General features: G+C 56.5%; 21 protein-coding genes. 7 read left to right on the forward strand and 14 right to left on the reverse strand.

The features are described from left to right. Window positions 1–667 precede the first annotated feature (667 nt). Window positions 668–1,201, forward strand: a complete 534-nt coding sequence (locus AC1DIJ_RS29090) for a DUF992 domain-containing protein (RefSeq protein WP_112390631.1) — start codon at window positions 668–670, stop codon at window positions 1,199–1,201. 610 nt (window positions 1,202–1,811) lie between these two features. Here AC1DIJ_RS29090 and AC1DIJ_RS29095 read toward each other — a convergent pair. The 4 genes from AC1DIJ_RS29095 to folE form a co-directional block, all read right to left on the reverse strand. Beyond that, the gene (locus tag AC1DIJ_RS29095) at window positions 1,812–2,357 is read right to left on the reverse strand and encodes a response regulator transcription factor (protein WP_112390630.1); all 546 of its coding nucleotides are present in this window, start codon (window positions 2,355–2,357) and stop codon (window positions 1,812–1,814) included. Window positions 2,358–2,421: 64 nt separating this feature from the next. Then, window positions 2,422–3,114, reverse strand: coding sequence for an SDR family NAD(P)-dependent oxidoreductase (locus AC1DIJ_RS29100; protein WP_112390629.1), 693 nt, complete (start codon window positions 3,112–3,114; stop codon window positions 2,422–2,424). 21 nt (window positions 3,115–3,135) lie between these two features. Then, a complete protein-coding gene (locus AC1DIJ_RS29105) occupies window positions 3,136–4,683 on the reverse strand; it encodes a cryptochrome/photolyase family protein (RefSeq protein WP_112390628.1) in 1,548 nt (515 codons plus the stop codon). A gap of 4 nt (window positions 4,684–4,687) precedes the next feature. Further along, a complete protein-coding gene (gene folE / locus AC1DIJ_RS29110) occupies window positions 4,688–5,290 on the reverse strand; it encodes a GTP cyclohydrolase I FolE (RefSeq protein WP_112390627.1) in 603 nt (200 codons plus the stop codon). 236 nt (window positions 5,291–5,526) lie between these two features. Here folE and AC1DIJ_RS29115 point away from each other — a divergent pair, with 236 nt between their 5' ends. From AC1DIJ_RS29115 to AC1DIJ_RS29125, 3 genes are all read left to right on the forward strand, one after another. Then, a complete protein-coding gene (locus tag AC1DIJ_RS29115; RefSeq protein ID WP_442208325.1) occupies window positions 5,527–6,048 on the forward strand; it encodes a sigma-70 family RNA polymerase sigma factor in 522 nt (173 codons plus the stop codon). Continuing rightward, complete coding sequence (locus AC1DIJ_RS29120; protein WP_442208324.1) at window positions 6,021–6,707, forward strand: ChrR family anti-sigma-E factor; 687 nt, start codon at window positions 6,021–6,023, stop codon at window positions 6,705–6,707. Before AC1DIJ_RS29115 ends, AC1DIJ_RS29120 begins: the two co-directional genes overlap by 28 nt. A 135-nt stretch (window positions 6,708–6,842) precedes the next feature. Next, complete coding sequence (locus AC1DIJ_RS29125; protein ID WP_112390625.1) at window positions 6,843–7,397, forward strand: fasciclin domain-containing protein; 555 nt, start codon at window positions 6,843–6,845, stop codon at window positions 7,395–7,397. Window positions 7,398–7,928: 531 nt separating this feature from the next. Here AC1DIJ_RS29125 and AC1DIJ_RS29130 read toward each other — a convergent pair. Continuing rightward, window positions 7,929–11,033: a response regulator gene (locus AC1DIJ_RS29130; RefSeq protein ID WP_112390665.1), complete on the reverse strand. Its 3,105-nt coding sequence runs from the start codon at window positions 11,031–11,033 to the stop codon at window positions 7,929–7,931. 162 nt (window positions 11,034–11,195) lie between these two features. Between AC1DIJ_RS29130 and AC1DIJ_RS29135 the strand changes: the two genes are divergently transcribed. Then, on the forward strand, window positions 11,196–12,197 hold the full coding sequence (locus AC1DIJ_RS29135; RefSeq protein WP_112390624.1) for a sensor histidine kinase: 1,002 nt from the start codon (window positions 11,196–11,198) through the stop codon (window positions 12,195–12,197). A gap of 17 nt (window positions 12,198–12,214) precedes the next feature. Here AC1DIJ_RS29135 and AC1DIJ_RS29140 read toward each other — a convergent pair whose 3' ends face one another. The 7 genes from AC1DIJ_RS29140 to AC1DIJ_RS29170 form a co-directional block, all read right to left on the reverse strand. Further along, window positions 12,215–13,375, reverse strand: a complete 1,161-nt coding sequence (locus tag AC1DIJ_RS29140) for a GAF domain-containing protein (RefSeq protein WP_162698780.1) — start codon at window positions 13,373–13,375, stop codon at window positions 12,215–12,217. A gap of 195 nt (window positions 13,376–13,570) precedes the next feature. Next, window positions 13,571–14,473, reverse strand: coding sequence for a PhnA-like protein (locus AC1DIJ_RS29145; protein WP_112390622.1), 903 nt, complete (start codon window positions 14,471–14,473; stop codon window positions 13,571–13,573). A gap of 64 nt (window positions 14,474–14,537) precedes the next feature. Continuing rightward, on the reverse strand, window positions 14,538–14,753 hold the full coding sequence (locus tag AC1DIJ_RS29150) for a CsbD family protein (RefSeq protein WP_112390621.1): 216 nt from the start codon (window positions 14,751–14,753) through the stop codon (window positions 14,538–14,540). Between the two features lie 123 nt (window positions 14,754–14,876). Continuing rightward, complete coding sequence (locus tag AC1DIJ_RS29155) at window positions 14,877–15,140, reverse strand: BON domain-containing protein (RefSeq protein ID WP_112390620.1); 264 nt, start codon at window positions 15,138–15,140, stop codon at window positions 14,877–14,879. A gap of 289 nt (window positions 15,141–15,429) precedes the next feature. Then, the gene (locus AC1DIJ_RS29160) at window positions 15,430–16,938 is read right to left on the reverse strand and encodes a helix-turn-helix transcriptional regulator (RefSeq protein WP_112390619.1); all 1,509 of its coding nucleotides are present in this window, start codon (window positions 16,936–16,938) and stop codon (window positions 15,430–15,432) included. A gap of 38 nt (window positions 16,939–16,976) precedes the next feature. After that, entirely contained in the window at window positions 16,977–20,090 is a 3,114-nt protein-coding gene (locus AC1DIJ_RS29165) for a type II toxin-antitoxin system ParD family antitoxin (RefSeq protein ID WP_477831732.1), read from the reverse strand. Window positions 20,091–20,438: 348 nt separating this feature from the next. Beyond that, entirely contained in the window at window positions 20,439–20,588 is a 150-nt protein-coding gene (locus tag AC1DIJ_RS29170) for a hypothetical protein (protein WP_162698781.1), read from the reverse strand. 537 nt (window positions 20,589–21,125) lie between these two features. Here AC1DIJ_RS29170 and AC1DIJ_RS29175 point away from each other — a divergent pair. Both AC1DIJ_RS29175 and AC1DIJ_RS29180 read left to right on the forward strand, forming a co-directional pair. Continuing rightward, entirely contained in the window at window positions 21,126–21,644 is a 519-nt protein-coding gene (locus AC1DIJ_RS29175) for a hypothetical protein (RefSeq protein WP_112390617.1), read from the forward strand. 85 nt (window positions 21,645–21,729) lie between these two features. Continuing rightward, window positions 21,730–21,927, forward strand: a complete 198-nt coding sequence (locus tag AC1DIJ_RS29180) for a DUF2934 domain-containing protein (protein ID WP_112390616.1) — start codon at window positions 21,730–21,732, stop codon at window positions 21,925–21,927. 411 nt (window positions 21,928–22,338) lie between these two features. On the opposite strand, the gene AC1DIJ_RS29185 is transcribed toward AC1DIJ_RS29180, so the two are convergent. After that, entirely contained in the window at window positions 22,339–22,671 is a 333-nt protein-coding gene (locus AC1DIJ_RS29185; protein ID WP_477831733.1) for a DUF6894 family protein, read from the reverse strand. A 644-nt stretch (window positions 22,672–23,315) separates the two neighbouring features. Continuing rightward, a partial coding sequence (locus AC1DIJ_RS29190) for an integrase core domain-containing protein (RefSeq protein WP_477831735.1) occupies window positions 23,316–23,432 on the reverse strand: 117 nt, incomplete at its 5' end.

Consider the following 23,432-nt stretch of genomic DNA (forward strand, 5'->3'; position numbering starts at 1 on the left):
GAGAGCTCGGTGTCGCTCATGGTGCCTGAGTGACTTCGGTTTGTACAGCCTGCGAGTGCCACCACGATTAGCAAGAAGACCAAATTCAACTTCATGAGGATCATCCGAATAGGAGCACCCCAGCGTAAGGGAGAACGAGGGGGTCAGTAGATGCACCACTTGATGGATGCGTTTGAAACTGAATRACCAACGTCAACGATCTTGGTTCCCACTGGATGTCGGAATTCGGTCAGGGAAACGGGCGCTCAATTTCAAAGCCTTGACTGCCTCATCTCACGGTCAACACTCAAGACGGCCATCATTGCCTGCGACGCCGGTCTAATCGAGTGCGAGGATGAGACGACGAAGCCAATGTGTAAGCTTACGTCAGCAGGGCTGGGGTACCGCCGCGCCCGCGGTCTCAGGTTCCAGGTTTGGGATGGAAGTAGCGTCGAAATGCAACCCACAAAGAAGCCATGGGGAAGGACCTTTTGCACCTGCACACTGCGGCCAAAGATGAGCTAGGAACGTGCGCTCAACTCGGAAGCTGAACGCCAAGGCTGCGAGAGATCACAGCTGTCTCACCTGGCTCATCCTGAATATATCTTTGGGTGCGCGCCAAAACATTGAACTATTGCGCATTCGGCGCGTTACGGCGCTGATAGATCAAAATCCACAGGAGCTTTAGATGAAACGTACTCTCGCAACGTTCGCCGCATTTACATTGGCTTTCGCAGGATCCGCGGGAGCGGTCACCAAGCATCATGCGCCGCAACACTCAAAGCAGCTTGTCGCGCAGGAGCCCAAAGAGCGGTTGGGGACACTCTCCTGCGAAGTCGCCGGCGCGGTCGGCCTCGTCATCGGATCAAGCCGTACGCTTGAGTGCTCGTTCAAGCAACGTACCGGAAAGGTCGAGCGCTACACTGGATCGATCGGCAGGCTCGGGATCGATGTTGGTATCACCGGCAAGCGCTACATGAGTTGGCTGGTTGTTAATACGGCCCCGACCCGCATCGGCGATGGTGCCCTTGCCGGAACTTACGTCGGCGCCTCTGCCAGCGCGTCTGTAGGATTGGGTCTTGGCGCAAATGCGCTCGTCGGTGGCAATGCCAAAAACTTTGCGCTTCAGCCGCTGAGCGCCGAAGCTGGCACCGGACTGAACGTCGCCGCCGGAATTTCGCAGTTGAAGCTGCGCAAGGCTACGAGAAACACCCGAGGCTGACATAACCTTACTGACCCGAAAGGCGCTTTCAAATGATCATACACTTCGACGCATTCGACAGTCGGCATTCCGGTTCCCACGGTGCTGGTCTTTCGAGCCTCAGTACCAAAGCGTCTGTAGAGGCTGCGATCTCGGCGGATCGGCGAATTTCCGGCGCGCGGATCACAGCGTCTATTCTCGGACCTTATGTCGTCCTCGAAGGATGCGTGTCGACTCGCGCCGACGAGGGCGTCGCGCTGGAGCTCGCCCGCTCAATCGCATCCGGTTGCCAGGTCATATCCAGAATGATGCTCCGCCCGGCATCGTGAAGCTGCTTGATCCCGGCTCATGACATGCCGGAATAATCGAAAAATGTCGCGTTTGTGTGTACGCTTGACGGACACCATAACTGATAACTCGAAAATTGCGCCGTGGATACGTTGAGACATATAGTCTGAACATCAGACGCCGGCCGCTCCGAGAAGAGATGCGGCCGGCTATGCCTTGACATAAAGCTCCACGTCGTTTCAGTGCGAGCCCGCCGCTAGCGGCTCGCAGGCCATCGTTCTGCGATTAATCTGGCGCTCGGATCAGCCTCATCTCACAGCAATCCCATTATCTCAACTGCGCTTCATGTTTTCGGCTTTCCCCGAATAAGGAGACGCTGCAGAGTGCGCCGATGCATATTGAGCTGCCGTGCTGTTTTCGAGACGTTCTTCCCCGTCGATTCATATACGCTCACGATGTGGTGCCAGCGCATCATATCCGGAGAAGAGAATGTCGCATCTCCTTCATCGCGTTTGCGTTCAAGAAGGCCTAGTACCTCGAGTATTTCATCAGTGTCCGCTGGTTTGCTCAGAAACTCAGTTGCGCCGAGTTTCACGGCGCTCACCGCGACCGGAACACTGCCGTACCCGGTAAGCACTAGGATCTTTGACTGCGGGAATTTACGCTGCATGGCCTTGACGAGTTCAAGACCACTGTCGTCGGCGATGCGCAAGTCGGTTATCAGCACGTCAAATCTTCCGGTTGCTAGTGCGGCGTACGCAGTCTTTAAGGTGGTTGCAGTTTCTGTTTGGAAACCTCGTGTTGACAATGCGAGTGCAAGCCTTCGCGCAAAGATTTCGTCATCGTCGACGATGAGAAAGTGAGCTGACGTGTCGGGCTTAAAGTCCATGGAAGACCTCGCTGATTTTGGTCGATGCGTAGCACGCCTGCACCCTTCCCCATGCCGATTGCTGCTACCAGACGATCTCGCTGCCGTCGTAGGCGATGAATGATCCACTCTGTTCGGCTGAAAGGTTATCTACGGTCCTGAGGATAAGGCGCGATACTTGCCATGGCTCAAACGGCTGGTGTCCGTTACGGAAGGGAGCTGAAAGCGCTGTAGCCACTGTGCCCGGGTGAACCGCGACGATCACACACTTCGGATGTGTCCTAGCAAGCTCGATCGACGTGGTCTTCACGATCTGATTCAACGCTGCTTTAGAACTGCGGTAGGAGATCCATCCGCCCAGGCGGTTGTCGCCTATCGATCCGACCCTTGCAGATAGAATGACGAAGAGCGAGCGGTCTTTCCTATCAAGCAGTGGAACGAAGTGCTTGAGTATCAGCGCGGGTCCGACCGCGTTGGTCGAGAACTGTTTCAGCATGGCGTCGCGATCGATTTGCCTGATGGTTTTTTCCGGTCCCCGAGTGTCGATTGTCAATGCCCCAGTAGCGCACACGATCATGTTAAAGGACTTGCCTGTCAGTCTTGTCGCGTGCGCATGCAGCGTCCATTCCTTTTCCAGCTCCAGTCCGTCAACCGATCGAGATAGGCCAACCACCTCGCCAGCTCTCGTATCATGTCTCAGAGCCTCAACCAGACTTTCGCCAATGCCGCCCGATGCACCGATGACGAGGCCTCGATATCCAGCAGGAAGGGATTTCATAGATGTCACGACCATCCTCCCTCAGTAACCTTGGAGAGCCGCTAAAAACCGGGCGGCGGTTTCCACGATGTCGCGGCGCACGGCGCCGTCCATCCGGTCCCAGGTCGCATACTGTCTCGCGAGACGCCTATTGCCCGCCAGCAATCTACGGTTGCGCGAGAGAAAGTCCCAGTAGAGGTGATTGAACGGACAGGCGGCAGGCCCCGTCCGCTCTTTGACATTGAAGCCGCAGCCGTCGCAGTAGTCCGACATTCTTGAAATGTAATTTCCGGAGGCGGCGTACGGCTTCGTGCCTACAATGCCGCCGTCGGCAAACTGGCTCATTCCTATGACGTTGGGCATCTCGACCCATTCATAGGCGTCTGCATAGACCTCGAGATACCATTGATGCACCTGCTTCGGATCGATACCGGCGATCAGCGCGAAGTTGCCAGTGACCATCAGACGCTGGATGTGATGCGCGTAAGCGTTCGACCTGGTTTCCCCGACGACCGTCGCGACGCAATTCATATCTGTCATCCCCGTCCAGTAGAAGTCGGGAAGCGGTCGTGTATTGCCAAAGAAGTTGGCATCGCCGTATCCGGGCATCTTCAACCAATAGATTCCGCGCATATATTCGCGCCAACCTATGATCTGTCTGATGAAACCCTCCACCGCGTTCAGCGGCGCGTTGCCCTCAAAGTATGCCCTTTCTGCCCGTCGGCAAACGTCAAGCGGGTCGACCAGCCCCACATTGATGTAGAAGGACAGGAGCGAGTGATTGAGAACCGGATCTCCTGACAGCATAGCGTCCTGGGTCGCACCAAATTTTGAAAGGTGGACGTCTACGAAATCGTCCGCAATGCGTGACGCGTCTTCAGAGCTAACCGCAAAGCGGAAGTCGCGCAGTTCGCCAAAATTATCGGGAAAGAGCTTGCCGACGAGCTCGATGACCTCGCAAGTTATTGCGTCATTTTCAATCGCACGGCGTTCTGCGCGAAACATGTCCGGGCGCGCGGGCTTTCTGTTTTCTGCATCGAAGTTCCAGCGTCCTCCGACAGGCTGGTCCCGATTCATCAATAGTCCAGTCTTGCGCCGCATCTCGCGGTAGAAGAACTCCATGACGAGGTCCTCGCGCCCTGCAGCCCAGTCGGCGAATTCCGATCGACTGCATATAAACCTGCTATCATCGATCACCTCGATTGGCGCTTCGACAGAGGATTGCGATCGGCTGACCATTTCCAGCACGCGCCATTCGCCAGGCTCGGTCAGTCGAACTCTTGTCGGAGAGAGGTCTGCTATCGCCCGTCGGAGCTCGCCGTCAAATGACCCCGTGTTGCGCGGATCGTCGATCGTGACGTATCGAACGCGGAAACCCTTGTTTTGCAGTTCCTGAGCGAAGTGCCGCATTGCACTGAAAATGAATGCTATCTTCTTCTTGTGATGGCGTACGTATGTTGCCTCGTCCATCACCTCGCACATGAGGATCACATCAGTGTCCGGATCAAACACTTCCAGGCTGGAGATCGAGTGAGACAGCTGGTCGCCGAGAATGAAGACCATCGTGTCGACAGAGGGAGCTTCTCCCATGGCGCTAGCCCCTCAGGTCACTGAAAAAGCGCGCCTGGAGTGATGTGTCCGTTCGCAAAACTCCCCTGAACGTTGTTGTAAGAGTCTTCGATCCGCTTTTTGCGATGCCGCGCATCGACATGCACATGTGCTCAGCCTCGACAAAGACGGCGACACCCTGCGGCTGCAGCCGCTCTTGCGGCGCGTCCGCGATCTGACTGGTCATGCGTTCCTGGATCTGCAGGCGCCGGGCATACAGCTCGACAAGGCGGGCAATTTTGGAAAGACCGACGACACAGTTGCTTGGCACATATGCCACATGCGCGACGCCGCGGAATGGCAGCATGTGATGCTCGCAAAGCGAGTAGAACGGAATATCACGCATGAGCACGGCATCGCTGTAACCACCGACCTCTTCGAATGTCGTACTGGGGAAACTGCCTGGCTGTTCCCGGTACCCGGCGAAGAGTTCCCGGTACGCTCGTGCAACACGCGCAGGGGTGTCGTGAAGGCCTTCCCTTTTGTGGTCGTCGCCTGCCCATGCGAGAAGGATTCGGACCGCATTTTGAGCGTCGTCCACAATCTGAAGATGTGCGTCCTGCCCGGGTGCCATCTCGATCTGATCCATTTTCATATCTCCTTACGCCCGCTGCTACGCGAAGAACTGCCAGTTGGATCGACCGGAGAGTCCGAGATTTTATTGATCCAATGGAGATTGGCGCCGTAACAACCGCAAAAAACGTCCAGAGAGTGGCGACCATGCTTGCAGTAGCGGTTAGGAAGCAATTGCCTCGCGTGCATGCGGGGAATCAGATGATGGAAAAGGCGAGGCCTAAAACAGTTCAGATTAGGATGACAAGACTAATGGCCGCCGTCGCAGAGTTGCGCGACGCGGACGCCTTCGAGGAAATCTACGCTTACATTTTCCCGCGGCTCAGATCGCACATGAGGAAAATGACGAGAGATCCAACGATGGCTGACGAACTGTCGCAGGAGGTGATGCTGTTGGTCTGGCGTAAGGCCTACCAGTACGATCCCAATCGGGCGCAGGTCTCAACATGGATTTTCAGGATTGCTCGAAATCTTTACATCGACTCACTGCGCCGACGCATGCCAGAGTTTGACGAAAATGATCCGGCATTTGTTCGGGAAGCGGACCTCCCTGCAGATCGTCTGCTGGTCAATGCGCAGGACGCAGCGGCACTGACACGCGCTCTTGGTGAGTTGAAGGAAGAGCATCTCGAAGTCTTGCGTCTGTCATATTTCGAGGAAATGCCACATTCGGCGATAGCCTCTGCACTAGGGATCCCGTTGGGGACAGTTAAGTCAAGAATTCGAATGGCCTGTGAGAAATTAAGATGGGTATTGCAGCATACAACCCGATGATCCGACATCATATCGACGATGAGATGCTGATGCGATATGCAGCTGGCAAGCTTAGCGAAGGGTGGAGCGTCGCCGTCGCGACCCATCTCGCTTTGTGCCCTTCATGCCGTAACAGTCTGGGCGTCTATGAAGCGATAGGCGGCCATTTTCTGGAAAGCGAGAAGCCGGACAGCGATGTCGAGGTGGCGCCGAGTTGGGACCAGCTGAAAGCGCGGATTGATGCCGGAGAAAGCGATAAGGTCATCCCGTTCAGGCAGTCTGCTGGTGCTGGAGATACCCTGTTACCGGAACCACTCAGATCCTATGTCGATCACGCGGGTGGACTAGTGTGGCGTCGGCTTGGAGCTGGTGGTGCAGCCCAGATGATCGTTGCTACGGGAGACGAGACGACGACCATGCGGCTGTTGCGAATTCCGAAGGGACAACCTGTGCCAGAGCACACACACACGGGTGTGGAGCTTACGCTAGTGCTTGCTGGTTCGTTCTCCGACGAGATTTCCACATTCCGCCGTGGAGACGTCGAGATGGCGGACACGGAAATTCTTCACACACCCCGCGCCGGGGATGATGAGAATTGTATTTGTCTCGCTGTCACAGATGCGCCGCTGAGATTTTCCAGCAAGCTTATGCGGTTTCTCCAGCCTTTGTTGAAAATCTGACGGCGCGGAACAGTTACGGGCGGCCATCACGCAACGGTTTTTATTCCGCTTGTGTGGCAACTATTTTCGATCCAGCCGGATTCCGCCTCGTAAACGTTGATGCCTGTAACGGCATCATTATCAGAGGAGAAACCCATGGAGAGCACGACCAAAGCACTGTTCGTCGGCGCGTCACTGATCCTTGCCGCTGGCGTAGCACAGGCTAAGAACCCCGAGGTCGGCGGGGCGGCCATGTACGAAAACAAGAACATCGTTGAAAACGCGGCTAACTCCAAGGACCATACGACCTTGGTGGCTGCTGTCAAAGCGGCTGGGCTGGTAAAGACGTTGGAAGGCAAGGGGCCGTTCACGGTTTTCGCTCCCACCAATGAAGCGTTTGACGCACTTCCGAAAGGTACAGTTGACACTCTGCTGAAGCCCGAAAACAAGGACAAGCTTGCGAAGATCTTGACCTGTCACGTCGTCGCCGCCGACGTTATGTCGAAGGCGCTGTCTGAAATGATCAAGAAGGACGGCGGCGAGCACGATATCAAGACAGTAGGAGGATGCGTTCTTAAGGCAAAGGCTTCAATGGGCAAGATCACGCTCACAGACGAGTCGGGAGGCGTTGCTGACGTCACGATTGCTGACGTAAAGCAGTCGAACGGTGTCATCCACGTCGTGGACAAGGTACTGCTCCCCAAAAGCTGAGCAGAGCGCGAGGGCGCATTGGAAGGCGCCCTCGCAACCTTTTATCGCTGTGACTGAGCGAGATTCCGGTCCGCCCTTTGCTGGGAGGCTTTAGACGCTACAGCCTTGGCGTGTTTCAAGGACGATCGCGCTGATCGACGCAGGTTTCAACGTGATCAAGGCTGGATATGTACTGGAGGCGGTTCGTACCCTCGGTGTGACGCCGTACATCAGGGAAGTGTTCACGGATGCCGATATGCCGGGCTCTGAAGACAGCCTTGATCTTGCCAGACATATGCGAGCGGGTGGCCACCGGTCGCAATCCTAGTCACGTCAGGCGATCGGCGAGTTTCGCAAAGTGACTTGCCAACTGATGGCCGATTTCTCATGAAACCTTACAGCTCAGCGGAAGCTCTAGCCAATCTGACTGAAGTAAGAAATGATGGCACCATACCGTCGCACGGACACCGCCTTCGTGTCGGGCCGACTACGCGATTTTGATTTGATCCTACATAGGTGCAAACTCGTATGCCACCAAGCAGTATAAGGTTGTCATTTCCGAGAGCGCGCCTGGGCGAGAATAGCCTTCAGTTGCTCCAGTGCGAACGGTTTGGGCAGCTGAAGCGCGTCCTCCAAGCCCGAAATGGACTTCGCATTGCTATCGCCGCTGGCAAAAACGATCTGCACTTCCGGCCGACGCTCCCGTATCGTTCGGGCCAAGTCGGTACCCGACATACCCGGCAATCCGACATCGGTAAATAGGACATCGATCGTTTCTGTTTCAAATATCGAAAGCGCAACTTCCGCCGAACTTGCCTCAAGGACCGTGTAGCCCAGTTCTTCGACCATATCGACCGTCGACATCAGGATGAGCGGCTCATCCTCAACCACGAGGACCGTCCCGGTTTCGCTAGCTATCGGTTCGCTAGCCTGATCTTGACGGTTAAGACGCTCCAACGCGATCCGGTGTTGCTGTGCATTGGCGAGGACATGCCGCACTTTGCGCGCCAGTGCCTCGCGCGTGTACGGCTTGGACAGGAGCTCGACTCCGGCGTCCAGCCTGCCGCCGTGGACGATCGAATTCTCTGTATAGCCCGAGGTGTAGAGGACTGCCATACCCGGAAGAAGCGCCTTTGCCTTTCGGGCGAGCTCTACGCTGCGCATGGGTCCTGGCATCACTACATCGGTAAACAAAAGGTCGATTTTCATGCCGGTGTTCACAATAGCGAACGCCGACTGTGCGTCATGGGCCTTGAGGACGCGGTACCCCAGGTCGCTAAGCAGCGCCACCGAAGTATCACGAACACCGTCGTCATCTTCGACGACAAGAACGGTCTCCGTGCCTCCGGTAGGCGGGATTGCGCTCGCATCTGTCAGCGTGTCCTCGACTTGCATCGTGCGTGGCATATAGAGCTTCATAGTGGTCCCATGGCCCACTTCGCTGTAGATTTTCAAATGCCCCCCGGACTGCTTCAAAAAGCCATAGACCATTGAAAGTCCCAGACCGGTCCGCTTGCCGTCCGACTTCGTGCTGAAAAATGGTTCGAGCACATGATCTATTATCTCGGGCGAAATGCCGGATCCGGTATCGGTTACCGCAACCAGGACGTACTGTCCTGGCCGCACGTCATCGTGTGCGCGCGCGTAGTCCTCATCGAGGACGGAGTTTGCCGTCTCGATCGTCAAACGCCCTCGGCCACCCATTGCGTCTCGTGCGTTGATCGCCAGGTTTAGTATTGCATTCTCCAGCTGGCTGGGATCGATCAGACTGTTCCAAAGGCCGCCTGAGACAATTGTTTCGAGTTCGATTTCTTCACCCAGCGCCCTCCGCAGCATGTCGTCCATGTTCTGAACCAATCTGCGAACATTGATAACCTTCGGCTCCAGCGGCTGTCGCCGGCCAAATGCGAGAAGCTGCGACGCAAGTTTTGCGCCTCGCTCGACACCGGCCAGCGCATTTTCGAGCCGCTGTAAAGCACGAGGATTGCCGTCTACATCCTTCGACAGCAGCTGGAGATTGCCACTCACGACTTGGAGAAGATTGTTGAAATCATGTGCGACGCCGCCTGTGAGATTGCCCAGCGCCTCCATTTTCTGTGCCTGTCTCAACGCGACCTGTGCATTCTCGCGTTCGACCGTTTCTTTTTCGAGATCGAGAAGAGCGGTCCTCAGCTCCTGGGTGCGCTGCTCAACCCTTTGCTCAAGGGTGTTATTGAGGCTGTGGAGCTGCTCCTCGGCGCGTTTCTGGTGCGTGACATCGAAGCCATCGACAAAAATTCCGGTGACCAGCCCGTCGTGATCGAATATTGGCTGGTAGATCAGGTTCATGAACCGCTGGTCCGGTTTCTCGCCCTCACGCTGTAGCAAGACCGGGAGATAACGGCCGATGTACGGCCTCCCTGTCTTGTAAACACCGTCTAGTAATTCGAAAAAGCCTTGACCGGCAACTTCCGGCAAGGCGTCTCTCACCTTTAAGCCCACGAGCGGTCTGTGTCCTACGAGTTGTAGGTAGGCATCGTTGGCGAGCTCGAATACGTGATCAGGGCCGCTCAAAATACACATGAAGCTCGGGGCTTGCTGAAACAAACCGCGCATGCGATCCCGTTCAGTGGTGCGAAGTTCGACTTCCGAGGCAAGCTGGCGGTTCAGCTGTTCAAGGGCAGCGGCCGCCCTTTCCCGCATTTCTGCCGCTTCGGCCAAAGCCGCCGCCCGCCGCCGCTCTGTTTCGAAAGCTTCCGCACTCGCCAAGCGAGACGTTATCTGGCCGGCGATCAATTTCAAGAAGTCGAGATATTCGTCGGTTGCAATTCGATGCGGATTAAGTCCGCTGATCAGGATCCCCTTTGGACCGTTGTTGCCCTGTCCGATCAGCGGCAGGACCATGGCCTGAGACGGCGGCTTGTGCCATGGTCCAGAGGGGACATTGCTGATCGCCGAAAGGTCCACCATCTCGGCGACCTGTTTCGTCCAGGCTTGCTCAGGGTTCCAGATGTCACTGCCGCGATTTATACACGCGGGCAAAAGACCGTCGCCGTCGGTCGTGCCACAAACCCATTGCCGTATCGCATTTCCATCTGCGTCGAAAATATAAAGCGCGCTGAAAGGGAGGTCACGCAGGTTCTCCGATAGGGTGCAATGCGAGGCCGTGAAGACCTCATCTTGCGTGTTCGCAGCCGCAAGCCCGGAAGCGAGTGCACGCATTGTCGACATACGACGTTCGCTGATAACCCTCTCGGTCTCTTCCGTAACAGCGCAAAAGACGCCCTCCACCTTGCCGCTATCGCCAATGAGCGGACTGTAGGAGAATGTGTGGTAGGTCTCCTCGGTGTAGCCGTTGCGCTCCAGCAGGAGAGGAAGCGCCTTGTCCCATGTTGACTGGCCGTCCTTGTAAACTGTGTCGAGGCGTCCTTCGATATCGTTCCAGATTTCCGACCAGAGGATCTTTGTCGGGACGGCGAGTGCATTCGGATGCTTGTTCCCAAGTGTCGGCCGGTAGGCATCGTTGTAGAAGAATGCGATGTCTGGCCCCCATCCGAGCCACATTTCAAACTTGGATGTCAGCAGGAGCCGTATGGCGACCTTGAGCGCTTCCGGCCATTTGTCCGGCAGGCCGAGTGAGCTGCTCGCCCAGTCGTGACGACGCATCATCTGGGCCATCTCGCCGTTGCCAACGAAAATATCGTGCAATTGATTGGAGGCTTGTACGTTCATAGCATTTCCATCGCAGGGTCGCAGACGCCACTTAGGCTATTGATAACACTTGTCCAGCCCGCTAGTTCTGGATCGGGGCGAGTTTTTGCATCTGGTGGAAAATTTACGATGAGCCAAGCGAAATCACAGCCAGATTGGAGCGCCGACGAGCTTAGGCGCGCTGTCAAGTCTGCCGGCGTGGCGCTGTGGACCTGGATTGTCGATGACGACGCATTCTTCATGGACGCGAAGGCATACGAGCTGTGGGATATCCCTGTCGAGGAAGACCTGACCTTCGAGCATCTATCCGCTAAGGTGCATCCTGCGGATCGGGACCGGGTAAGGGCGGCGTTCGTCGCGACCCGAGCCATTGATGGTGCCTTCGAGATCGATTTCCGTATCCTGACCGGTGGATCGGATGTCAGGTGGATTTCCGCGCGAGGCCAGGGCAATGAAGGGGATGCAGCGACCAACAAGATGACCGGAATTTTCCTCGACGTGACAGGCCGCAAACAGGCGGAGGAAGGTCACGAACTGCTCGCTGGAGAGATGAGCCATCGCGTCAAAAACCTGTTGGCGCTGGCGGCAGGTCTTACAAACATCACGTCCCGCTCGACGGAAACGAAGGAGGAAATGGTTCTGCAGTTGATGCAGCGCCTGACGGCACTCGGCCGGGCCCATGAACTCGTGCGCCCGCTAGCGGACGGGCAGGGGAGCGCCGCCTTGCTGGGCGATCTGTTCACTGTGCTGCTCGCGCCTTATGACGACGTAGGTGCCTTTGCCGGTCGCATCCGCGTGGCGGTGCCGCGTATGGGGTTGGGGGAAAGGGCGGCGACAAGCCTCGCCCTCGTCATCCATGAACTGGCGACAAATTCGCTGAAGTACGGCGCATTGTCGAATGACACGGGGTTGCTCGATATCTCCGGGACGCTGAGTGAGGAAGATCTCGAGATCGTCTGGAGCGAGCATCGGGAGAGTGGGGTCAACACTGGTTCGACCACAGAAGGATATGGCAGCAAGCTTTTACAGCGCACCATCTCTGGACAGCTGGGCGGTGCGATCGACTACGAATGGGTTGAACACGGTTTGGTGGTGACGTTGCGCCTCAAGGCAAGCCGACTTGCCGGGTGAGTTCGCCTGCCCAGAAACTACCTGCCGATGGCCGATAGCGGAATTTCGAGGGCGACCAACAAACCATCGCTCGCGAAATCTCGCGTGATCGTTCCCATGAGCTGCGCTTCCACGGTCCGGGCCACCATTCTGGTCCCGAAACCTTTCCTCGACGGGTTTTGCGTGATCGGTGGCCCGCCGATTTCCCGCCAAGTGATCTTTAACGTGTCACCTAAGCTGTTACATTCCAAATGGATGTAGCCATCGCCAGTCGATAGTGCGCCATACTTGGCTGCATTAGTTGCAAGTTCGTGGATTACCAATGCGAGGGCAGCCGCGGTCTTCTCGCCGACGGTGATGCTCTGGCAAGAGACGATAGCCTGCTTTTCATCTCGTTTGAAAGGCGCTAGCAAGGCTTCCATCAAGCCCGCGAGACCGCATGCAACACCGGTCCCATCAGGCCTCGAATCGATGATGAAATCGTTGGCTCTGCTCAGCGCCTGTATCCGTCCAGTGACGCTGCGCACAAATCCATCTAGATTGCTCTCGGTCCTCGACGAGACGAGGAGCAGGCTGGATATGACCGAGAAGATATTCTTGATACGATGCGCCAACTCGCCCTGGATCAGAAGACGCTGCTCATCGAACTGCGCCAGTCTTGCGACGCGTTCTCGCAGGGAAATTTGCTCTTCCACCAGTTTGGCAAAATCAGCGAGTATCTCTTGCTCACGAGCCGTCCATTTGTGCGGCTCGGCATCAATGGCGCAAAGCGAACCCAGGACATGACCATCTTGGTCCAGAAGCGGGATGCCAAGGTACGCGCGCACGTTCAGATCCGGAATAGCAAGATTGTCGCAAACAAGAGGGTCGAGTGTTGAATCTTCGATAACGAGGGGAGCAGCTCTTGCAACGACATGCTGGCAAAACGAATGTGTCAGAGGTGTTTCTCGATCGGTCTTCCAGGGTTCAGGAAGACCAAACGAACTCTTGAAGAACTGCCTCTTTGTGTCGACCAATGAAACGAGCGCCACCGGGACCGACAAGGTCGCAGCAACGAGCCGTGTCAAGCGATCGAAGCGTTCCTCTGGCCCACTGTCCATCAATTCGGTCTGATAGAGCGCGTTAAGTCGGTCTGGTCCGATGTCCAACGAGGTTGGGACGGTATCGTGGTTTGACAGGGTGTCGTGAGTTCGGGTCAAGTCGCATCCTTGCATCGTCGAAACCGATGGTCACCGTATTGAAGACAGGTTCTTCAGTTCCTGTAGCCAACTAGACACCCCTCACGTCGGAAGCAAGTCAAAAGGCTGGAAACGAAGTCGGACAGCTTGGTAAAATGCTGAATGGCGCCGATCGATTTCAAGCTGGCGCCATTCTCATAGCTTACTGATCTGAGTTTACCGGTGCTCGATTGCCGCACGCAAAGTTGTTTTCTGAGTTCCTGCGGACCCGCCGATCCAGGCGGCCGCTGCGCCGAGCAGTAACGCAATGAATGCCAGTATCGCGCCGGCGGATACGACCGTGGCTGTCTTCTGCGCCGCTTCGCTCGCCTTCTGCTTTGCCGTGTCCACCGACTGCTTGTACTGCGCCTCATACTGCGCAATCTCGGTCTTTGCCTGATCGACAGGAATGCTCTGCGCCCGCGCTAGAGCCTCGGCAGCCCTATTACGCGCGTTGTCGGCTTTGGCATGGTCGCCTGAAACAACAGCCTGAACGGCGCTCACTGCCGCATCGCGCAGAGCCTGAGGATCGTTGCCGCCCGTTGTGGATCGGATCTGCTGCTCAATGTCCGCGAACGGGTTGCTTGCATTTGCAACAACCGGGGTAGCAGCGGTCACGGCCGTCGTCGCAGTCTGTCCGACGCCGCCGATCAACGACCCAATCCCACTGAATGCGCCGCCGATAACAGCACCAACCGACGTGGTAAGAAGGTATAGTACAACAATTGTCGTGGCCGCCCACGTCGTCAGACCATGATACCCACCTGTAGATCTACTCGGGCGGCCGGAGAGCCGGCTAGACACATATCCACCCACAAAGGATGCGAAGATTCCGGCTGCGACGAACCAGATTGCACTGACAATCGAAAATGTGCTCGCAGCCGGATTGTCAGAGGTTGTGGGGTCTATCACGGCGGCGCCGATCCCGACGCCCAGAAGGTTGAGAAGAAACTGCATCGCGAGTGCAAGAGCGATGCCGGCAAAAATAGCGCCCCACGAAATCTTGTTGAAATAGGCGCCATCAGCAGCGTCGGCATAAGGAATGACTTCGCGGTGGGACACACCAACGGGTTCGATCATCACGATTTTCCTGTGCGGGAAGTGGGAGGGACACAGCCGTCACGGCTGTGTCCTCGTTGGGATGCTAGAGCTTCTTGTTGATGTAATCGGAAGCTGAATTGGCACCCTTCTTGGTTGCGTCCTTGGCGTCGCCCATAGCCTGCTGGGCCTCACCCTTGATTTCCTGAACCTTACCTTCGGCTTGCAGCTTTTCGCTTCCGACGAGCTTGCCGACGCCCTGCTTGATGTTGCCGATGGCTTCATTTGCAAGACCTGATGCTTTATCACCTGTGCTGCTCATAACGTATTCCTTTCGCTTACGTTTTTCCGTTTGCTTAAATTCGCGATGGAACGTTTTGTTCCAACGTAGGTTTGGAGGCGTTTATCTTTTGCATTGAACTGGCAGCGTATCGATCGGCCAGTATCAAATCGACGGTTTCGGCGGGCGCACTTGCAGGTTGCGGATGACCCTGCCCGTCGCGAAGTCGGTAGCGATCGCCACTGCTTCACTCGCGGCCCTCTCTGACGATGCCACGCCGTTGAGCAATATGTCGCCGCCTGCGATTTCGACTTCAATCTGGCAGTCTTCGAGGCCACGCGCGTAAGCTAGCAGGGCGCTGAGTGCTGCACCCGCACCACAGTAATCTGCGGAGATGGTCGCCGTACCTGCATAAAATGGGAAAAGCATCTCAATAACCTCCTGGAAGGATCAGTAACCGAAGCTTGCCAAACGGCGGTTAGCCGTTCGGTGCAGCGCCGCGGCCCGAGGGCCTCGCTGTGTCTTCCTACGGCCCGAATTTTTGCCGACGACTTATCCATCATGCAGCCCTTTTCACCTATGGTGCGTCGATCATCCGACCCCGGCAAAGCCGGTGGCATGACTTTGAAACTAGCGCTGGAGCATGAGAATTTTCAGAGCGAAAAATACTAGATCGCCTAGTATCAAACGACCTTTTTAGCAGGTACACGTCGTAAAATTACTTTTTCTTCTTCTTGTGATCTAAGGCCTTGCCAGTGGCAGCGCCTGTGAAGCCACGTTCTCGCGCCCATATCACTGCTGCCGCGCGGCGATTGACGCCGATCTTTCCATAAAGAGAGGTGACGTGATTGCGGATCGTGTTCCTCGACAGGTGCAGGGTTTGAGCCATATCGGCGTCACTTTGTCCGACGCAGATAAGACCTAAAATCTCGCGCTCCCTGTCACTCAACTCCATCAGTGTCGCCGTGGGCACCGCTGTTGACGCTTGTTTGAGTGTCGCAAGCCGCTCGACGATGGAGCGGCTGAACCATGAAGTGTCCGCCATGACGCTCTCGATCGCTTCGACCAATTGCGTCTCGCTACGCCGGCGCTCGGTCACATCCTGAAGAGCCCAGATCACGCATTGCTCGTCGTTGATCTCGACCCTTTCCGCAGACACAAGACAGTCCGCCATTGCACCGTCTTTTTGCTTCAAGCGTGTCGGCTCGTTACGCACGAAGATGTTGTCACGCAGCTTTTGCTCCAGCGCCCGCCGGGCTGCCACGTCTTCCCAGAGGTGAAGTTCAGCGGCTGTTCGGCCGACGACCTCTGTGAGGCCATATCCCGAAATCTGCAGGAAGGCATCGTTCGCCTCTGTGAAAACGAAATCGGCGAGGCGCGATATGGCGGCCGGCGCAGGCGATAGACGGAAGGATTTCGAAAATCGCTCCTCGCTTTGACGCAGGGCGTTCTGGGCTTTCCTGCGGGCATCGAGGTCCGCAAAGGTAAAAAGCATACACGGCTCTTCGACCACGGAAATCGGCTCGCCGGCGACAATCACAAGCCGGTCACCACCGTCCGGGAGAGGAATTAGCGACTCGCGGTGGCGGATTACCCGCCCTTCGCTGAGCTTCAGAAGCGCGTCATCCCCAGTTTCACAGTTTGAGAACAACCCGACAGCGTCGACAGTCTTGCCGATCACGTCCTCCTTGCTGAAACCCGTCATTTCAAGAAAGCCCTGATTGACGCGAATGAACCGATTGTCCTCCAGGCGGCAGATAAGGCCTGGAGCGGGATTGGCGTTGAAGGACCGTTCGAATCGTTCCTCGGCTTCAAAGCGCGGCGTTTCATCTCGCAAGATCAGCGCGAGCACATCCGCTTTACCCCCGGCGTCGGAGATGACCATGCTCCGAACGGTGTGCACCCAGACCAGATCGAGGTTATCGCTGGGCGAGACTTCGACCGTCATATCGTCGATCGTCTCGCCGGCCAGCAGCCGTTCGAGCGGGTACTGTCCTTCTTCCAGCGGATGGTTGTTGCGATATCGCAAAGTGAATCGACGTCGGTAGCCCGCTGCATCCCTTCCGAGGTCGTCAATTGCCTTTGCACGATGCATGACGATCGCCGCATCATTCGCCCAGGCAATCGCGCCCGCCTGATCAATGAGTATGATGCCATCGCTGAGGCCGCCTATTAGTTCCTGCAGGCTGCCCCGGTTGATGCGTGGAGGCTCGAGTCTGTCGTTCATTAAAGGATCCTTGGACGTCACGCCGCGCGCCGTGAAATCTATTTCGTCGCGTCCACTTCGTCTTCCTGGTCAAGCGACTTGGAGATTGCGTCTCTTGGCAGGATCGCCCGGTTGAGTTGCTCGGCATCGTAGGGCTTGCTGAGAACGACCCCGTCGGAAGCCCGCACGGCCGAGGCGTCACCGGTCGCGAATATGATCCTCGACCAAGGCCGCAAGGTGCGCGCCCGCTCCGCAAGAACCTTGCCCGAGGCGCCTGGAAGGCTGATGTCCGTGACCAGGACGTCGAAGGGAACCGTTTCTAGCGCGGCCATAGCTTCCTCGGCGCTTCCCGCGTCGACCACGATGTGGCCTGCTTCCTTGAGGATATCGGACGTGTTCATCCGGATCAGCGGATCGTCTTCGACCAGGATGATCGTTAGCTGTGCAGATGGTTCGGGCAACGAAGTCTCAGGGGCTTTTGGAGCCGGGGAGGGCGCAGCACCCGACTTTTGTCGCTGATTGTTGATGACGTGCCTGAACTTTTTTGCCAGGGCATCCCGGGTGTACGGCTTCGAAAGAAGCTCGACGCCGGCGTCGAGCTTGCCGCCGTGGACGATGGAATTCTCGGTATATCCCGATGTGAACAGCACGGCGATCTCGGGGAGGCGCTCTTTGGCCTTGCGCGCCAGCTCAGGGCTTTTCAAATTGCCGGGCATGACAACATCCGTGAACAGGATGTCGATGGGTATGCCGCTATCGATCACGTTGAGCGCGCTGGCCGCATCGACCGCCTTCAGCACACGATAGCCGAGGTCTGCAAGGAGGGCGACAACGGTCTCCCGCACCTCTTCGTCATCCTCGACGACGAGGACGGTTTCAGTGCCACCTGCTATCGGGCCGTTGTCGACGTTCACTTCCATGTCTTCGGCCTGGAGGGCTCTGGGAAGATAAAGCTTGATCGTCGTGCCGTGACCGACTTCGGAATAGATCTTAACATGACCGCCTGATTGCTTGACGAAGCCGTAGACCATCGAAAGCCCGAGGCCGGAACCCTTGCCCTCGGCTTTCGTCGAAAAGAACGGTTCGAAAACCTTGTCAATGATCTCCGGCGACATGCCGGTTCCCGTATCTGTGACGGCCAGCAGCACGTATTGACCGGGCGTTACTTCATCGTGCGTTCGCGCATAAAGCTCGTCGAGATGCGCGTTTGACAGTTCGATGGTGAGCTTGCCCTGGCCGTCCATCGCATCACGCGCATTGATGGCGAGGTTGAGGAGCGCATTCTCGATCTGGGCAGGATCGATAAACGTGTTCCACAGCCCACCCGCCACGACGGTTTCGACCTCGACAGCCTCGCCAATCGCCCGGCGCAGCATGTCGTCCATGCCTTGTACGAAGCGGCTGATGTTCACGACCTTGGGCTCAAGTGCCTGACGCCGACCAAAGGCAAGGAGCTGGCTTGCGAGCTTGGCGCCGCGGCTGACACCCGCCATTGCGTTCGACACGCGTTTCTCGGCACGCTCATTGCCGGCGATGTCTTTCGCAAGCAGTGCAAGATTTCCCGATACCACCTGCAGCAAATTGTTGAAGTCGTGAGCCACGCCGCCCGTCAGTTTGCCAACGGTCTCCATCTTCTGAGATTGCGCAAGCTTGACTTCCGCCTGCCGGCGCTCGGCGATTTCCGCGATAACGCGGGCCTCAAGCGTTTCGTTCAGCTGCCGTAGTTGATCCTCAGCTCGTTCGCGATGCCGGACCTGCTGCGCCAATGTATCTGCCTGCTCCCGCAGCGCAGCTTCGGCTGCCCTTTGATGCGTGATGTCGGTGTGCACGCCGACCCATTCGACGATCTCGCCGGTCTTGTCGAGAATAGGCAGGGCGCGTACCGCAAACTGGCGCCAAGCGCCATCATGCCTGCGCACCCGGTGCTCGTATAAAAACATGGTCTTCGTCGCGACCGCCCGCTGCCAGGCCTCCACACTTCCAGCAGAATCGTCCGGGTGGACCGCCCTCGACCAGCCGTATCCCTGATACTCATCCTGCGTCTGCCCGGTGAGGGCGGCCCATCCGGGTTGTTCCCCGACCATGCGGCCATCGGCGCTATTGGTCCATAGGATCCCGTGGACCGCGTCCATGGCGGTGCGGAAGCGCCCATTGCTGAATGCGATGGCGGCCTCGCGGGTCGCACGCTCCTCCACATCGATGCCGAGAATATGGACGCCCGGTATCGAACCATCGGGCTCGACATGCGGTACATACCGCACTTCCAGGCGCCGCACTGTACCGTCGGCACGCGGCATAGTCGTTTCAGCTGAAAATGTCTCGCCCGATAATCCACGATCGATCGAGGCTTTTCGGTCGGCGTAAGCCTGCTTGCCTATCATACTTTCTACGTGCTGTCCGACCATCGACTGAGGATCGATATCAAACCAGTCTCGGTAAGCGGCGTTTGCAAAGCGATAGATGTGGTCGCGATCCACGTAGGAGATCAGCATTGGAACGGCGTCTGTGACCCGACGCAGCTCGGCCTCGCGTGCAGCAAGCTTGGTCTCCGCGGTAACCTTCGCACTGTTATCGACGATCGTGCACATAACCCCGCCCACCGAACCGTTTGCGTCGTAGACAGGCGTGTAGAACAGGTCGAGCATCATTGTCTGAGGACCATCCGGTCGTTGAAAAACGATCGGTTGATCACGATGAACCACGGTTTTGCCGTTCAGGCCGACTTGCAGAATCGCCTGGTTCCAGTCCCAGACCTCGGGAAAGGCGGTTGCAACGGGCGTGCCCAATGCCATCGGATGACGCTCCCCTGCGATCTCCCGGTAGGCATCGTTGTAAAGCATGATGTGATCAGCGCCCCACATGAGCACCTTGGCGACCGGTGAATTTACAATATTGGCGACTGTCGCCCGTAATTCCGCAGACCATTCCTCAACCGCACCAAGGATATGATTGGCCCAGTTCTTGGATCGCATGAGGTTGCCACATTCCCCGCCGCCAATGGGCCAGCCGGTAGCAGGGGTTGGCTTCGGCTTTCCATCCACGTCCCTAAGGGCGCGAAGGCCCGCGCGCACGACCTCGCTGGCATTGGCAAAGTTGCCGGATGCGAGACATTGGTTGATGAAACCCTCAAGTTCGGGCGTAAGTGAAACGTTGCGGGATTGACGATTGATCATGGCTGTACGTGCCATTGCGAACTGACTGTGTCAACTGATGTCACGGTCCAGGAAATTTTGCGGATTGGTATAAAACTGACTTGCCAGATCCCCGCTCTATAGGGCTGATTTAGGAGCGATTTCCTGGAGCAGCGGGATGACTGGCACCTGACCGATAGCCGAACAAATCGCCCTCTCCATCCAGTCCATCACCGGACTTCCGAGACCACCGTACCGATCAATATCAGACCCGCTATACCAACGTAGATGCTCCACAGGACAGCTATAACCCGTGGATTCGTCTTCGCTCTTAATATGCGGCCATCTATTGGAGCATGGCGTGCTGAGACGTCTTTGAACCTAGACATTTTACGTTTTCGGCCCGTCTTTCGAAGGTTTTTCTCTGGCGTCTCGCAAGCCTTTTTCTGCCTGGTCCTTCAATTTCTCACGGGCTTCATCCGCCGTGTTGGGGTCGGTTCGTGCCGCGTCGCTGGTCGGGTCGGGGTTCTTATAGGTCATAGCTTCATCCTCGTTGCACAGCGAACAACCAAGGGGCGGTATAGTTCCCTCAGTTTCATCGCCTATTCTGGCACGGCGTTGACAAGGCTGCGTAGGTGTCGCTCGCGTTGGTTTGAAGCAAGACTGCGGTCACTACGTCCTATCGTACGAAGCGATGAAATCGTTATGCACTGAATCATGAGCGTATGGTCGGCATGGAACCGGAACCCTCAACTTTGGAACGTCCAGCCCCACCATACATGGCGCTGTGAGCGAGGATCATGCCGGGGCTTGGAAGATCGTAGACACGACGACGGGACTTCCAGCGGCAACCAACGGCAGAGATTTCGTTCAACTGAGCAAGGTCGATGCGAAGGAGCTAGCCGACGAGTTGAACGCGTGCGATGCCCAAGGAAATGCAGACCCGCTCCTGTAGAAATTCGCAGGTGGAGTCTTCTGCAGGGAACAAAGACGTGGTGAGAAGGTTTGCGTTCATACCTTCCTCTGTTACCAGCACATGCCGACCTAGCATCGGACGCGGTACGAAAGAGAATTTCCATGCATCGACACCTCACCCAGTCCTTAGCGACTGCGATCACACTGCTCGTCCTTTTGTCAGGCAGTGTTGCCCATGCCGATGAGGCGCCCTTTTTGAAATCTCTTTCTGGAAACTGGAGCGGCAAAGGAACCGTCAAGGTGCGTGTCAACGCCCCGACCATAAATGTCACCTGCCGCTTCAGGTCCGACACCAGCACCAATTCATTAGCCCTCGGTGGCAAGTGCACCAGCCTTGCCATCTTCTCGCGGGTCATATCCGCAAACCTCAAGGCGAACGGTGGCCGTTACTCCGGCTCTTATGTCGGCGCGGGCACGGGAACGGCCGGTCTCGGTGGGCAACGTTCTGGCGACACCATCAACCTCGGCATCACCTGGGCGAAGGAGGTTAACGGCGACAGGAAAGCGCAGATGACTATCGAAAAAATCGGCTCATCCGGAATGCGTCTTACCACCATTGATACGGATTCGAAGACAGGCAAACCGGTCATAACCAGCCGAATTGAGCTTCGCCGAAACTGAGGCTCGAGAAAGCTTTTGTCATGAGCCCTCGAACGCGCCGCACGCCGCAAGACGACTTCATCAAGTTCAACATAAGGAACACGCCATGCAGCGGTCCCATGACGATCAGCTTCGAGCTCGCGCCTATGCCATATGGGAGCGCGAGGGGTGCCCCACCGGAAAAGCTCTGGAGCACTGGGCTCTTGCGATAAAAGAGATGGCCGGCCAAGCTGCTCCATCTCTTGATCAAGGGTCCTGGCGCACTCCCCAGGAAGATGGTCCCCAGGCAGACGGGAAATCCTGAGACTTTCTTCTGGCCAGCGACGCGTGAGAGGCTAGTCCGTCATGCCGTGTCAGCGCTGTGTTGTTTTTTCCAGCCGGCAAGGAGAAACTTGTAGAGGTTTCTACCGCGCGTCTTGACCCCCATCGTGATGTCTGTAACGAAAGGGAAGTGCCGCGAAGCCTTCGCCGCATATCGCTCTGCTGCCGGCCACGGAGAACGCGCCGCCGATCTGGCGGACTCATAAGATCATAGATGGGCTTCTTCATCTCTGAGAGAGTAAACCTCAATTTCCGCGAACCAGTAGTGCCGTGCAATGTTTCGACTGTTCCGGATGAAGTGGTAGGCAGCAGGAGGTTTCGCGACGTAGGGTAGGGGAGTGGCAAGCCTTACCTAGCGCCGCGAAACAAAAGCCGCCTTTTCGGTAAACCGTAGTCATTTCACCACTGCCATTAATGGCACTTCACCGACGACCTCACCGCGCTCGTCGCGGATCACAAATGTCATGCCGTCAATCGGCACTGCATGGCGAACGTACTCAGCCACCATGTCACGAGCTGCAGCAAGCGCTTCACTGTGGGCGGCATCAGATGAAGGCAAGTCTATGCCCTCAACGTCTTCTTCGAGGTTATCACCCTCCCGAATATCAAAATAATACCTCATCGCGTTGGAATGCAAACCCAAACAGAATAGTTCCGCGTTTTCAGTGGTTCGCACGCTATAGGACAGAAACCCTATCGGTAATTGCGCGTTAAGGTTCGTGAGCAAACAGTAATATGCCTACTCATGGAGGAGTCGATGTTAGCAAGTCACCTCGTAGATCATTTGAACGCAGCGAAGAAACTCGCGCAGTTAACGAACCAACCGTTTGTCGTCTACCTGATCCAAATGGCAATTGATGCAGCGATACGAGCGAGCCGCAAAGCGGCCTAAGTTCGCACGGCGATTGGGTGATTAAGGAAGCCACTGCCGCCTGTGATGACCCCATCAGAGAACTGTCGCGGCGACAGTCGTGGGGCTCTCTTCTTTAAAGGACCGTCCGCCGCAGGCTCGGTTGGTTCAGGGCTAACAGCGGACGATCCCATACGATGGCAGTGACACTCATCGTATTTCAACTTAGTTCAGGTCATCAGCGGGCTTTTGTAGAGCGCACAATGACCTCTAAACAAATGTCGCAATCGGTCTATATGCACGGTAACGGACAAAACGGTGGAGGGAAAGCTCTAGTTCCGAGAAGTTGAGAGCAGCTGCACTGCAAAGTGTGCAGTTGCTAATGCATCTAAGGGATTACCATGAACGTATCATGGATATGGACGGAACCTACGTTAGGTAAGTCAAAGAATCCAATGATCTTTTTTGATTGGCACGGTATAATTCTATTGGAGTGCCCCCCATTTCGCCGGACAGCTCAGCTATTGAGACAATGCTTTGATGAACTCCCTTGGGGAGGCCATTTTGAGCGCTGAGTGTGGATGGATTTCATTATAGTCTTCAATCCATCCGTCGATCTTCCGGAGAGCTGTGTCGGC

It is taken from the genome of Rhizobium sp. 10N427 (assembly GCF_056394605.1).

Coding starts and splice junctions, on each gene's coding strand:
- AC1DIJ_RS29090 (WP_112390631.1), top strand. CDS start 668: ATGAAACGTACTCTCGCAACGTTCGCCGCATTTACATTGGCTTTCGCA.
- AC1DIJ_RS29095 (WP_112390630.1), bottom strand. CDS start 2,357: ATGGACTTTAAGCCCGACACGTCAGCTCACTTTCTCATCGTCGACGAT.
- AC1DIJ_RS29100 (WP_112390629.1), bottom strand. CDS start 3,114: ATGAAATCCCTTCCTGCTGGATATCGAGGCCTCGTCATCGGTGCATCG.
- AC1DIJ_RS29105 (WP_112390628.1), bottom strand. CDS start 4,683: ATGGGAGAAGCTCCCTCTGTCGACACGATGGTCTTCATTCTCGGCGAC.
- folE (WP_112390627.1), bottom strand. CDS start 5,290: ATGGATCAGATCGAGATGGCACCCGGGCAGGACGCACATCTTCAGATT.
- AC1DIJ_RS29115 (WP_442208325.1), top strand. CDS start 5,527: ATGGCCGCCGTCGCAGAGTTGCGCGACGCGGACGCCTTCGAGGAAATC.
- AC1DIJ_RS29120 (WP_442208324.1), top strand. CDS start 6,021: ATGGGTATTGCAGCATACAACCCGATGATCCGACATCATATCGACGAT.
- AC1DIJ_RS29125 (WP_112390625.1), top strand. CDS start 6,843: ATGGAGAGCACGACCAAAGCACTGTTCGTCGGCGCGTCACTGATCCTT.
- AC1DIJ_RS29130 (WP_112390665.1), bottom strand. CDS start 11,033: ATGGCCCAGATGATGCGTCGTCACGACTGGGCGAGCAGCTCACTCGGC.
- AC1DIJ_RS29135 (WP_112390624.1), top strand. CDS start 11,196: ATGAGCCAAGCGAAATCACAGCCAGATTGGAGCGCCGACGAGCTTAGG.
- AC1DIJ_RS29145 (WP_112390622.1), bottom strand. CDS start 14,473: ATGATCGAACCCGTTGGTGTGTCCCACCGCGAAGTCATTCCTTATGCC.
- AC1DIJ_RS29150 (WP_112390621.1), bottom strand. CDS start 14,753: ATGAGCAGCACAGGTGATAAAGCATCAGGTCTTGCAAATGAAGCCATC.
- AC1DIJ_RS29155 (WP_112390620.1), bottom strand. CDS start 15,140: ATGCTTTTCCCATTTTATGCAGGTACGGCGACCATCTCCGCAGATTAC.
- AC1DIJ_RS29160 (WP_112390619.1), bottom strand. CDS start 16,938: ATGAACGACAGACTCGAGCCTCCACGCATCAACCGGGGCAGCCTGCAG.
- AC1DIJ_RS29165 (WP_477831732.1), bottom strand. CDS start 20,090: ATGATCAATCGTCAATCCCGCAACGTTTCACTTACGCCCGAACTTGAG.
- AC1DIJ_RS29170 (WP_162698781.1), bottom strand. CDS start 20,588: ATGACCTATAAGAACCCCGACCCGACCAGCGACGCGGCACGAACCGAC.
- AC1DIJ_RS29175 (WP_112390617.1), top strand. CDS start 21,126: ATGCATCGACACCTCACCCAGTCCTTAGCGACTGCGATCACACTGCTC.
- AC1DIJ_RS29180 (WP_112390616.1), top strand. CDS start 21,730: ATGCAGCGGTCCCATGACGATCAGCTTCGAGCTCGCGCCTATGCCATA.